Here is a 12,091-nt window from a genome sequence, read left to right on the forward strand (position 1 = left end):
GCAAAAAAAAGCCCCTCAAATGAGGGGCTTCTGGAATAGGGATTGCAACGGGAAGAAAAACGGCAGGCCAGCGTCTGTTTTAAGACGCGCTACGGCACTCTGTCGACCATGTTTGACCATGCTTCCTCCTGGCAAATTGTGGGGCATTATACGCAGCCTGAATGATGGATCAAGCGAATAATGCACACTTTAAGCAACGTAAAGGTTTCCGCGTGCATGGTTATGCGCAAGAGCAAATCCCGGACAAAAAGGGGTGGTATGGCAGCTGAATTTCTCGTATAAAAGTTTAAAATGAAACGATGTTTTATATTGAGGATTTCACCATGATCGTAGGCAACATTCACAACCTCCAGTCCTGGCTGCCGCAGGAGCTGCGTCAGGCAATTGAACACGTTAAAGCGCATGTCTCAGACGCGACCCCTACCGGTAAGCATGACATCGACGGCAACAATCTGTTCTTCCTGGTTTCTGAGGACATGACCCAGCCGTTCGAAGAGCGTCGCGCGGAGTATCACGCCCGTTATCTGGATATCCAGATCGTGCTGAAAGGCCAGGAAGGGATGACCTTCAGCACCCTGCCAAACGGCACGCCGGACACCGACTGGCTGGCGGATAAAGATATCGCGTTTCTGCCGAGCGGCGAGCAGGAGAAAACCGTGGTGCTGAACGAAGGCGACTTCGTAGTGTTTTACCCGGGCGAAGTCCACAAACCGCTGTGCGCAGTAGGCACCCCTGCGCAGGTGCGCAAGGTGGTAGTGAAGATGCTGGTGGGGTAATTTCCCCTCACCTGGGCCCTCTCCCCTGGGGAGAGGGAGTCAAAGTCCCCTCTCCCTGTGGGAGAGGGTTAGGGTGAGGGCATCAAGCCGCACTCTTGTATAATGTGATCCAGCTTAAATTTCCCGCACTCCCTGTTCTCCTCTCATTTACCTGCGCTTTTTCTGCGTCATAGTATGATCGTTAAATAAACGAACGCTGTTCTATAATGTAGAACAAAATGAATCAGCAAGGAGATCGCATGCCGCAGACTCAACAGTTCTCGGGAATTATTCCCCCCGTCTCCACTATCTTCACCGCCGACGGTGCCCTGGATAAAGCCGGTACCGCCGCGTTAATCGACAGCATGATCGACGCCGGCGTCAATGGCCTGTTCTTTCTCGGCAGCGGGGGCGAGTTTTCCCAGCTCAACACCGACGAGCGTAAAGCCATTGCCGAATTCGCGATTGCCCATGTGGATCGCCGCGTACCGGTACTGATCGGCACCGGCGGCACCAACGCCCGGGAAACCATCGAGCTCAGCCAGCACGCGCAGCAGGCCGGTGCGGACGGCATCGTGGTGATCAACCCCTACTACTGGAAAGTCTCGGAAGCGAACCTGATCCGCTACTTCGAGCAGGTGGCTGACAGCGTCAACCTGCCGGTGATCCTCTATAACTTCCCGGCGCTGACCGGGCAGGATCTGACCCCGGCGCTGGTCAAAACCCTGGTGGACTCCCGCCGCAATATCGTCGGGATTAAAGACACCATTGATTCCGTGGCCCATCTGCGCAGCATGATCCTCACCGTTAAGGCGGCGCACCCGGACTTTGTGGTGCTGTGCGGCTATGATGATCACCTGTTCAATACCCTGCTGCTGGGCGGCGACGGGGCGATCTCAGCCAGCGGCAACTTTGCCCCGCAGATCTCCGTGAATCTGCTGCAGGCCTTCCGTGATGGCGACCTGGCGCAGGCGGCGCACTATCATCAGACCATGCTGCAAATCCCGCAGATGTATCAGTTGGATGCCCCGTTTGTGAACGTGATTAAAGAGGCGATTGCGCTCTGCGTGCGTCCGGTCTCCACCCACGTGCTGCCGCCTGCCGGGCCGCTGGATGAACCGCGCAAGGCGCAGCTGAAAGCGCTGCTGCAACAGCTCAAGCTCTGCTGAACCGGAAGGTCACGATGTCGATAGAAACGATTTTTACCCCGCAGGATGACGCCTTCTATTCGGTGATCACCCACGCCGCCGGGCCACAGGGGGCGCTGCCCCTGACCCCGCAGATGCTGATGGAATCCCCGAGCGGCAACCTGTTTGGTATGACGCAGAACGCCGGGATGGGCTGGGATGCCAATAAGCTCACCGGCAAAGAGGTGCTGATTATCGGCACCCAGGGCGGGATCCGCGCGGGCGATGGCCGCCCGGTGGCGCTGGGCTACCACACCGGACACTGGGAGATTGGTCTCCAGATGCAGGCCGCGGCAAAAGAGATCACCCGCAACGGCGGGATCCCCTTTGCGGCGTTTGTCAGCGACCCGTGCGACGGGCGCTCCCAGGGCACGCACGGCATGTTCGACTCCCTGCCGTACCGCAACGACGCGGCCATCGTCTTTCGTCGGCTGATCCGCTCCCTGCCCACGCGCCGGGCGGTGATTGGCGTCGCCACCTGCGACAAAGGCCTGCCCGCCACCATGATTGCGCTGGCAGCGATGCACAACCTGCCGACCATTCTGGTGCCCGGTGGCGCCACGCTGCCGCCTACTTTCGGCGAGGATGCCGGGAAGGTCCAGACCATCGGGGCGCGTTACGCCAACCATGAACTTTCCTTGCAGGAGGCCGCCGAGCTGGGCTGCCGGGCCTGCGCCTCCCCGGGCGGTGGCTGCCAGTTCCTCGGCACCGCAGGCACCTCGCAGGTGGTGGCCGAAGCCTTAGGCCTGGCGCTGCCGCATTCCGCGCTGGCTCCGTCGGGGCAGGACGTATGGCTGGAGATTTCCCGCCAGTCCGCACGGGCGGTCTTTGAACTGGATAACCGCGGCATTGCCACCCGCGATATCCTCACCGACAAAGCCATTGAGAACGCGATGGTGATCCACGCCGCGTTCGGCGGCTCCACCAATCTGCTGCTGCACATCCCGGCCATCGCCCATGCGGCGGGCTGCACAATCCCGGACGTCGAGCACTGGACGCGCATCAACCGTAAGGTGCCGCGGCTGGTGAGCGTATTGCCGAACGGGCCGGATTATCACCCGACGGTGCGGGCGTTCCTTGCGGGCGGCGTGCCGGAGGTGATGCTCCATCTGCGCGACCTCGGTCTGCTGCATCTGGATGCCATGACCGTTACCGGCCAGACCGTCGGGGAGAATCTCGACTGGTGGCAGGCTTCTGAGCGGCGGGAGCGCTTCCGCCAGTGCCTGCGGGAGCAGGACGGCGTGGAGCCAGACGACGTGATCCTGCCCCCGGAACGCGCCAAAGCTCGCGGGCTCACCTCCACGGTGGCCTTCCCGGTGGGCAACATCGCCCCGGAAGGATCGGTGATCAAGGCCACTGCGATCGACCCGTCGGTGGTGGGTGAAGATGGCGTTTACCGCCATACCGGCCGGGCACGGGTATTTGTCTCGGAAGCCCGGGCGATCAAGGCGATCAAAAGCGGCGAGATCGAGCAGGGCGATATTATGGTGGTGATCGGCGGTGGGCCGTCCGGCACCGGGATGGAAGAGACCTACCAGCTGACCTCGGCGCTCAAGCATGTCTCCTGGGGTAAAACGGTATCGCTGATCACCGATGCCCGCTTCTCGGGTGTCTCCACCGGGGCCTGTTTTGGCCATGTCGCCCCCGAAGCGCTGGCGGGCGGGCCGATTGGCAAGCTGCGCGATAACGACATCATCGAGATCGCAGTGGATCGCCTCTCCCTGACCGGCAGCGTCAACTTTATCGGCACACCACTGGCACCGCTCACCCCGGAAGAGGGGGCGATGGAGCTGGCGCGTCGTCAGCCACACCCGGAACTGCATGCCCATGATTTTTTACCCGACGATACGCGGCTGTGGGCGGCATTACAGTCGGTGAGCGGCGGGACCTGGAAAGGCTGTATTTACGATACCGATAAAATTATCGAGGTAATTAACGCCGGTAAAAAAGCGCTCGGGCTGTAATTCTATTTTTAATAGTTTCAGCCTGCGGGAAATATCCCGCGGGCTGTTTTCATTTGTTTTTATTTATCAAGTAAAACAATAAGTTGATATATATCGAGTGGCATCACAAAAGCAAAATAACATAATTCAGAAACAAGATATGACCATTGCTGGTTAATTGAACAGCTTATTACACTCCATTAACACGATGTTGTCATTCAGCACACGAAATAAGGGTGTATATCTGATGATGCAATTAACCATGAAAGATAAAATTGGCTACGGGCTGGGTGATACCGCCTGCGGCTTTGTCTGGCAGGCGACCATGTTCCTGCTGGCCTATTTCTATACCGATGTATTTGGCCTCTCCGCGGGCATCATGGGGACGCTGTTTTTAGTCTCCCGCGTGCTGGATGCGGTAACCGACCCGCTGATGGGGCTGCTGGTGGACCGCACCCGCACCCGTCACGGCCAGTTCCGCCCGTTCCTGCTGTGGGGGGCGATCCCGTTTGGCATCGTCTGCATGCTGACCTTCTACACCCCGGATTTCTCCGCCAACGGCAAAATTATCTACGCCTGCGTCACCTATATCCTGCTGACCCTGGTCTACACCTTCGTGAACGTGCCCTATTGCGCCATGCCGGGGGTGATCACCGCCGATCCGAAAGAGCGTCATGCCCTGCAGTCGTGGCGCTTCTTCCTCGCTGCGGCGGGATCGCTGGCGATCAGCGGCATTGCTCTGCCGCTGGTGGGGATCATCGGGAAAGGCAACGAACAGCTCGGCTACTTTGGCGCGATGTGCGTGCTGGGGCTGAGCGGCGTGGTGCTGCTGTACGTCTGCTTCTTCACCACCAAAGAGCGCTACACCTTTGAGGTGCAGCCGGGATCGTCGGTCGCGAAAGATCTCAAGCTGCTGCTCGGCAACAGCCAGTGGCGGATCATGTGCGCCTTCAAGATGATGGCCACCTGTTCCAACGTGGTGCGCGGCGGGGCGACGCTCTACTTCGTGAAATATGTGATGGACCATCCGGAGATGGCGACCCAGTTCCTGCTGTACGGCAGCATCGCCACCATGTTTGGCTCGCTCTGCTCCTCCCGTCTGCTGGGGCGTTTCGACCGGGTGAAGGCCTTCAAGTGGATCATCGTTATCTACTCCCTGATCAGCCTGCTGATTTTCTTCACCCCGGCCGAACATATGGCCCTGATTTTCGCCCTCAACATTCTGTTCCTGTTCGTCTTTAACACCACCACGCCGCTGCAGTGGCTGATGGCCTCCGACGTGGTGGATTACGAAGAGAGCCGCAGCGGCCGTCGTCTGGACGGGCTGGTGTTCTCGACCTACCTGTTCAGCCTGAAGATTGGCCTGGCGATTGGTGGCGCGGTGGTGGGCTGGATCCTGGCGTACGTCAACTACTCCGCCGGTAACAGCGTCCAGCCGGTTGAGGTGTTAACCACCATCAAAATTCTGTTCTGCGTGGTGCCGGTGGTGCTCTACGTGGGCATGTTTACCATGCTGTCGTTTTATAAGCTCTCGGATGCGCGAGTGGAGGCCATCAGCCAGCAGTTACTCAAGCATCGCGCGGCGCAGGGCGAGGCGATCCCCGACGCGGCGACGGCACCATCTCATTAAGGAGGAGGCACTATGTACACCATTACCAACCCGATTCTGACCGGCTTTAACCCGGACCCGTCGATGTGCCGTCAGGGCGAGGATTACTACATTGCCACCTCGACCTTTGAGTGGTTCCCGGGGGTGCGGATTTACCACTCCCGCGATCTGAAAAACTGGCGGCTGGTGAGCACCCCGCTGGATCGCGTGTCGATGCTGGACATGAAGGGCAACCCCGATTCCGGCGGCATCTGGGCGCCGTGCCTGAGCTACGCCGACGGGCAGTTCTGGCTGCTTTATACCGATGTGAAAATTGTCGATTCGCCGTGGAAAAACGGGCGTAACTTCCTGGTGACCGCCCCCTCCATCGAAGGCCCGTGGAGCGAGCCGATCCCGATGGGCAACGGCGGGTTCGATCCCTCCCTGTTCCACGACGACGATGGCCGCAAATACTACATCTACCGCCCGTGGGGGCCGCGGCATCACAGCAATCCGCACAACACCATCGTGATGCAGGAGTTTGATCCGCAGACCCGCACCCTGTCGCCGGAGCGTAAAACCCTCTTCACCGGCACGCCGCTGTGCTACACCGAAGGGGCGCATATTTACCGTAAAGAGGGCTGGTACTATCTGATGGTCGCCGAAGGGGGCACCAGCTACGAGCACGCGGTGGTGGTGCTGCGGGCAAAAACGCTGGACGGCCCCTACGAGCTGCACCCGGAGGTGACGATGATGACCAGCTGGCATCTGCCGGAGAACCCGCTGCAAAAAAGCGGGCACGGCTCGCTGCTCCAGACCCACACCGGGGAGTGGTACATGGCCTGGCTCACCAGCCGTCCGCAGCGTCTGCCGGGCATTCCGCTGCTGGCCTCCGGCGGGCGCGGATACTGCTCGCTGGGGCGTGAGACAGGCATCGCACGCATCGAATGGCGCGACGGCTGGCCGTACGTGGAAGGGGGTAAACACGCCCAACTGACGGTGCCAGGCCCGCAGATGATCGAGAGTCCGGGCATGGCGCAGCCCGACTGGCGGGACGATTTCGACGGCCAGCGCCTCGATCCGGAGTTACAGACCCTGCGCATTCCGTTCGACGATAGCCTCGGCTCCCTGCGCGTTCGTCCGGGCTTTTTACGCCTGTACGGCAACGACTCCCTCAACTCGACCTTCACCCAGTCCACCGTGGCGCGCCGCTGGCAGCACTTCACCTTTCGCGCCGAAACGCGGATGGAGTTCGCCCCGCGTCACTTCCAGCAGAGCGCGGGCCTGACCTGCTACTACAACAGCAAAAACTGGAGCTACTGCTTTGTCGATTACGAGGAGGGGCAGGGCAGAACCATCAAGGTGATCCAGCTTGACCACAACGTGCCGTCGTGGCCACTGCACGAGCAGCCCATTCCGGTGCCGGATGAGGCGCAGAGCATCTGGCTGCGCGTTGACGTGGATAAGCTGGTCTACCGCTACAGCTACTCATTCGACGGCGAAACGTGGCACACCGTGCCCGTCACGTATGAGGCGTGGAAACTGTCGGATGATTATATCGGCGGGCGCGGTTTCTTCACCGGCGCCTTTGTCGGGCTGCACTGCGAGGACATCAGCGGTGACGGCTGCCACGCTGATTTTGATTACTTCACCTACGAGCCGGTATAACGGCTCAGGCCGGGTAGCCCAGGGCGCGTGAGAGCTGGCGCCCGGCCTCCTGCAACTGCTCGCGGAAGTGGGTCAGTTCGGCATCATCAACACGAGAGGTCAGGGTCGACAGGCTCAGGGCGGCGATCACCCTAGATTCATGGTTGCGCACCGGGACCGACACGCAGCGCACCCCCTGCTCGTTCTCTTCGCTGTCGAGGGCATAACCCTGCTCGCGGGTTTGCGCCAGCGCGGCCAGCAGCGCCTCGCGTGAGGCGAGGGTCGCGGGAGTGAAGGTGGTGTACTGATAACCCTCCAGCAGGATGTTCAGCTCGGCGTCGCTCAGCCAGGCGATCAGCACCTTGCCGATGGCGGTGGCATGCACCGGCAGGCGACGGCCTATGCGCGAGTAGGCGATGGCCGCCAGCTTGCCTTCAATCTTCTCGATATAGACCCCTTCGCGCCCGTCCAGAATGCCCAGATGGGTGGTCTGGCCGGTGCGCTCCGACAGCTCCGTCAGCCAGTGCTTCGCCTTCTGGCGAATATCCATGGTGCTCACCACAAAATGACCGCGTTCGACCAGCTTCATGCCAGGGCGGTATTTGCCGTTCTCCGGATTCTGATCGATATAACCGTGCAGCTGCAGGGTTTTGAGAAGCGAGTGGATCGTGCTCTTGCTCAGGCCCATCTGTTTACTGATGTCAGTGATTTTGAGTTCCGTCGCCTGCTCGTTAAACAGATCGAGGATCTGCAAGGCACGTTCAACAGATTGAATAATAGGCATAAGATCGGCACATCCGCGCTGGAATTAAGGCCAAAACCTACCCTGTTTGCGCTGAAAAATCAATCGACCCGGGAGGCGCGGCCCCGGCCGATCGCAATAACGGCCCTGACGAGCATGACTGTAAAATTTGACTTAAGTCATATCTAATGCTTATGGATTGCAATCAAAAAGATAGGCTGTGCCTATTACTCATAGGGTAATTGTTCTTTTACACTCATTAACCGTATGGCTTTCCGCATTTTGCATGGCTCGTTTAAAAGGTATTTTATGACTGCTTCGAAAACATGGATCTCTTTGGGTACAATTGCCAGTCCGGCGACTGGAACGTTATTTTCAAAAATTCTTACTCAGCATAATCATAAATATATTCTGTGGTATAACGGCGAGCAGCTTTTTAAACCCGGCGACAAAATAGAGGTGTGTTACAACCATTTAGTCGTCAATGACGAGCTATGCGATATCAATATTTTGCAGATCGACAAATACAGTCCCACTCTGTGGCGCGTGATGCACAACATGTCCAGCTGCCCCGGCCATCGCGAGCCGGACAGCACGACGTGCACTGCTACGGCAAAATGTATTTTTAAAAAATGCCCCTACGGCAAGACGCGGGTCGCGGCAAATAATTAATATCCCGAACGGATAATATAAATATCAGGAGGGCGACAACCCTCCCGTCATTTTAAACGCAGAAGTTATTCACCCAGCGTGGCGACCATCACCGCTTTAATGGTGTGCATCCGGTTCTCGGCCTGGTCAAATACAATACTCGCCGCTGACTCAAATACCTCGTCCGTCACTTCCATCCCGCCGTGCAGATCGAACTCCTTCGCCATCTGCTGACCCAGGGTGGTCTGGTCATCGTGGAACGCCGGCAGACAGTGCAGGAACTTCACGTCCGGGTTACCGGTCAGCGCCAGCATCTGGCTGTTCACCTGATAGCCGCGCAGCAGCGCAATCCGCTCCGCCCACTTCTCTTTGGCTTCGCCCATCGACACCCACACGTCGGTATAGATAAAGTCCGCGCCCTTCACGCCCGCGGCGACATCTTCGGTGAGGGTGATTTTGCCGCCGTTCTTCTCTGCCAGGGCGCTGCACTCCGCCACCAGGCTCTCTTCCGGCCAGCAGGCTTTCGGGGCCACCAGACGCAGATCCAGCCCGGTGAGCGCCGCCGCTTCCAGCATCGAGTTACCCATGTTGTTGCGCGCGTCGCCGGTATAGACCAGCACCATCTCGTTAAACGCCTTGCCCGGGAGATGCTCCTGCATGGTGAGCAGGTCGGCTAACAGTTGGGTCGGATGGAACTCGTTGGTCAGCCCGTTCCACACCGGCACGCCGGCAAATTCCGCCAGCGTTTCGACAACTTCCTGGCCATGACCGCGATACTGAATGCCGTCGTACATCCGGCCCAGCACGCGGGCGGTATCCTTAATTGATTCTTTATGCCCAATCTGGCTACCGCTCGGCCCGAGATAAGTTACGCGTGCGCCCTGGTCAAATGCGGCAACTTCGAAAGAGCATCGTGTGCGGGTTGAGTCTTTTTCGAAGATGAGCGCGATGTTTTTGCCAGTAAGCTTCTGTACTTCCTTCCCTTTTTTCTTGTCGGACTTCAGCTGCGCTGAGAGGGCAAGCAGGGAGTTGAGCTGTGCAGGGGTAAAATCGAGCAATTTCAGGAAGTGTTTTTTATACAGTTCAGACATTTTATCCTCACATGGCAAAGGCCACTTTTTGAATTAAAATTCAATTTATATGTATCAATATGCAGTTGCAACCCTGTTTCACAAATCTTTCTTACAAAGGTGGAGGCAAACACATCCGTGTGTGAAAATAGAAGTATCTGCCGCACTTTAAAGAGGAACGAGCCATGGCAAACCCAGAACTGCTGGAAGAACAGCGCGAAGAGACGCGACTGATTATTGAAGAACTGCTGGAAGACGGCAGCGATCCGGATGCGCTGTACACCATCGAGCACCATTTCTCTGCGGATGATTTCGAAGCGCTGGAAAAGCTGGCGGTTGAAGCGTTCCGTCTGGGTTACGAAGTGACAGAGCCAGAAGAGCTGGAAGTGGAAGAGGGCGACACCGTCATCTGCTGCGACATCCTGAGCGAAGGCGCGCTGAAGGCAGAGCTGATCGACGCCCAGGTTGAACAGCTGATGGACCTGGCTGAACGTTTTGAAGTGGAATACGACGGCTGGGGCACCTACTTCGAAGATCCGAACGGCGAAGAGGGTGACGAAGAAGACGACGAAGATTTCGACGAAGACGATAACGGCGTGCGTCACTAAGTATGATTTGCGGCAGCTTCGGCTGCCGCTACTTTAAGGCAGAAAATGGATTACCCGCAGATACTCGCCCCTGTTCTCAACTTCCTCCAGTGTCCGACCCCGCAAGCGTGGATTGATAAAGCCCGCGACCCGGCGAACCTGCCGCTGCTGCTCACCGACCATATGGTGTGCGAACTTAAAGCCGCCCAGACCGCGCTGCTATTAGTGCGAAAATACGTTGCCGACGAGAGCGGTGCCGATGCCCTGCTGGAGTGGCTCAAGCCCTATGAAGCCTTTACCTTCCGCGAAGGCCCGGAACCGGATTTTGTCGCCCTGCATAAGCAGATTGGCAAAAGCGTGATGCCGAAGACCGACGACCCCTGGGGCCAGGCGCTCATCGACAGCATGGTGCTGCTGATTAAAGAGGAGCTGCACCATTTCTGGCAGGTGCGGGAGGCGATGCTGATGCGTAACATTCCCTACGTCAAAATTACTGCCAGCCGCTACGCCAAAGGGATGCTGTCCGCCGTGCGCACCCACGAGCCGCTGACGCTGATCGACAAGCTGATCTGCGGCGCCTACATCGAAGCGCGCTCCTGCGAACGCTTCGCCGCGCTGGCCCCGTTCCTCGACGAAGATTTGCAGGAGTTTTATTTATCCTTACTGCGCTCCGAGGCGCGGCACTATCAGGACTATCTGACGCTTGCCCAACAGGTCAGCGACGACGATATCTCTCCCCGCATACAGCTTTTTGGCGAAATTGAAGCCACACTGATCTCATCACCGGACAATGCGTTTCGCTTCCATAGCGGCGTGCCGGTGTAAACCGGCATAGCTAAAGGATCAAGGATGCGTAACGATGAGAAGAGCGTGGACTCGTATAGCAGTGGTAGCGGTTATCTCCGCAGCAGTGGCCTTCTGGGTTTATTACGACAAGCAGCGCCTGCAGAACACCCCCGAACATCGGCTTGATACCGTCCTGAACGCCATGCCCTCATGGCAGGTGCTGAAGGAGCAGGCCCCCCGGTTTGTGACACGCATCCGTGAGCAGATCCTCACCATGCAGAAAGCGGGGGAGTCTGAGCAGGAGATCATCGACGTGGTCCAGCCGCAGATCCTCGCGCTGCAGATGTCGCGCCTGCAATATGCCCCCGACGCGAATGCGGTGGGCTGGATGACGATCAACATGGAGCAGACCGCCGCCATTCAGAAGGTGAGTGACGATGCCTGTTTCCGCTTTTTATTCCCTGCCGTGAAGGGCGGCGTCAACCCGATGCGGGTGCTGGATAAAGATATGATGCAGCGCCGCCTGCAGGCCGATGCCGACATGATGCGCGCGGGCTGGGGTAAAGATCGCCACACCGTGACCCCGGAAGAACACGCCGCCGCCGTGGAGGATGTGCGCCCGATTATGCAGGACCTCGCCAGCCAGTACGGGGTGGCGATCCAGCTGCTGGTAATGCCGGAGAACGCCGTGGGCAAAGAGAAGCTCACCTGCGAGTTGGTGCAGGCGATGTGGGCCAAGGTGCTTGCGCTGCCGGAGCAGAAGGCGGCGAGGGTGATTCGGCTGGCGGTTACGGAACTGGATTGAGAGGGGCGCTGGTTTTTTGGGCACTTAGCGCGGTTTAGCGCGTCGCCGCTTGCATGGCGGCGCGCGACAGGTATAATCCACAACGTTTCCGCATCCCCTTCAGTGCCGAAGTGGCGAAATCGGTAGACGCAGTTGATTCAAAATCAACCGTAGAAATACGTGCCGGTTCGAGTCCGGCCTTCGGCACCAAAAGATGCAAAAATTAAGTCGCTTAAGGGCGGCTTTTTTTGTGTCTGGAATTCAGTATTCACCCATCATTCCCGCTATTTTAACTCTCTCAAAGTCAACCGACTTCAACTTGCATCTACCAATAGATGTTGATACAGATAA

Annotated in this window: 13 protein-coding genes and 1 tRNA gene; 10 read left to right on the forward strand and 4 right to left on the reverse strand. The window is 58.2% G+C overall.

Annotated elements, in window-relative coordinates; all coding sequences use genetic code 11:
• Positions 1 to 15 precede the first annotated feature (15 nt).
• Complete coding sequence (locus tag SOM40_RS02265; RefSeq protein ID WP_181247286.1) at positions 16 to 120, reverse strand: pyrBI operon leader peptide; 105 nt, start codon at positions 118 to 120, stop codon at positions 16 to 18.
• Positions 121 to 323: 203 nt separating this feature from the next.
• Between SOM40_RS02265 and SOM40_RS02270 the strand changes: the two genes are divergently transcribed.
• The 5 genes from SOM40_RS02270 to SOM40_RS02290 all read left to right on the forward strand — a co-directional run bounded on the left by SOM40_RS02270 (position 324) and on the right by SOM40_RS02290 (position 7,141).
• Positions 324 to 776 carry a YhcH/YjgK/YiaL family protein gene (locus tag SOM40_RS02270; protein WP_106994114.1) on the forward strand — a complete coding sequence of 151 codons (453 nt, stop codon included), beginning with the start codon at positions 324 to 326 and terminating at the stop codon, positions 774 to 776.
• Positions 777 to 1,015: 239 nt separating this feature from the next.
• A complete protein-coding gene (locus SOM40_RS02275) occupies positions 1,016 to 1,924 on the forward strand; it encodes a dihydrodipicolinate synthase family protein (RefSeq protein WP_320529855.1) in 909 nt (302 codons plus the stop codon).
• Positions 1,925 to 1,938: 14 nt separating this feature from the next.
• The gene (gene yagF / locus SOM40_RS02280) at positions 1,939 to 3,906 is read left to right on the forward strand and encodes a xylonate dehydratase YagF (RefSeq protein ID WP_320529856.1); all 1,968 of its coding nucleotides are present in this window, start codon (positions 1,939 to 1,941) and stop codon (positions 3,904 to 3,906) included.
• A gap of 226 nt (positions 3,907 to 4,132) precedes the next feature.
• Entirely contained in the window at positions 4,133 to 5,515 is a 1,383-nt protein-coding gene (locus tag SOM40_RS02285) for an MFS transporter (protein WP_313825134.1), read from the forward strand.
• A 12-nt stretch (positions 5,516 to 5,527) separates the two neighbouring features.
• A complete protein-coding gene (locus SOM40_RS02290) occupies positions 5,528 to 7,141 on the forward strand; it encodes a glycoside hydrolase family 43 protein (RefSeq protein ID WP_320529857.1) in 1,614 nt (537 codons plus the stop codon).
• A gap of 4 nt (positions 7,142 to 7,145) precedes the next feature.
• Here SOM40_RS02290 and SOM40_RS02295 read toward each other — a convergent pair whose 3' ends face one another.
• The gene (locus SOM40_RS02295) at positions 7,146 to 7,904 is read right to left on the reverse strand and encodes an IclR family transcriptional regulator (protein WP_320529858.1); all 759 of its coding nucleotides are present in this window, start codon (positions 7,902 to 7,904) and stop codon (positions 7,146 to 7,148) included.
• Between the two features lie 267 nt (positions 7,905 to 8,171).
• On the opposite strand from SOM40_RS02295, the gene SOM40_RS02300 reads away from it, so the two are divergent.
• Positions 8,172 to 8,534, forward strand: coding sequence for a hypothetical protein (locus SOM40_RS02300; RefSeq protein ID WP_320529859.1), 363 nt, complete (start codon positions 8,172 to 8,174; stop codon positions 8,532 to 8,534).
• A 65-nt stretch (positions 8,535 to 8,599) separates the two neighbouring features.
• On the opposite strand, the gene argF is transcribed toward SOM40_RS02300, so the two are convergent.
• Positions 8,600 to 9,604 (reverse strand): ornithine carbamoyltransferase, encoded by a 1,005-nt coding sequence (gene argF, locus SOM40_RS02305; RefSeq protein ID WP_320529860.1) that lies wholly within the window; start codon positions 9,602 to 9,604, stop codon positions 8,600 to 8,602.
• Positions 9,574 to 9,879: a putative translational regulatory protein ArgL gene (argL, locus tag SOM40_RS02310; protein WP_371811782.1), complete on the reverse strand. Its 306-nt coding sequence runs from the start codon at positions 9,877 to 9,879 to the stop codon at positions 9,574 to 9,576. Before argL ends, argF begins: the two co-directional genes overlap by 31 nt.
• On the opposite strand from argL, the gene rraB reads away from it, so the two are divergent.
• The 4 genes from rraB (at position 9,769) to SOM40_RS02330 (ending at position 11,950) form a co-directional block, all read left to right on the forward strand.
• The gene (rraB, locus tag SOM40_RS02315) at positions 9,769 to 10,191 is read left to right on the forward strand and encodes a ribonuclease E inhibitor RraB (protein ID WP_166181443.1); all 423 of its coding nucleotides are present in this window, start codon (positions 9,769 to 9,771) and stop codon (positions 10,189 to 10,191) included. The genes argL and rraB overlap by 111 nt on opposite strands.
• Before the next feature lie 45 nt (positions 10,192 to 10,236).
• Positions 10,237 to 10,995 carry a tRNA isopentenyl-2-thiomethyl-A-37 hydroxylase MiaE gene (gene miaE, locus SOM40_RS02320; RefSeq protein WP_320529861.1) on the forward strand — a complete coding sequence of 253 codons (759 nt, stop codon included), beginning with the start codon at positions 10,237 to 10,239 and terminating at the stop codon, positions 10,993 to 10,995.
• Positions 10,996 to 11,029: 34 nt separating this feature from the next.
• Positions 11,030 to 11,761, forward strand: coding sequence for a topoisomerase II (locus tag SOM40_RS02325; protein WP_320529862.1), 732 nt, complete (start codon positions 11,030 to 11,032; stop codon positions 11,759 to 11,761).
• 104 nt (positions 11,762 to 11,865) lie between these two features.
• A tRNA-Leu gene (locus SOM40_RS02330) sits at positions 11,866 to 11,950 on the forward strand.
• Positions 11,951 to 12,091: the final 141 nt, after the last annotated feature.

It is taken from the genome of Leclercia sp. CFBP8987, from assembly GCF_034044995.2.
GTDB classification, from domain to species: domain Bacteria; phylum Pseudomonadota; class Gammaproteobacteria; order Enterobacterales; family Enterobacteriaceae; genus Enterobacter; species Enterobacter tamurae.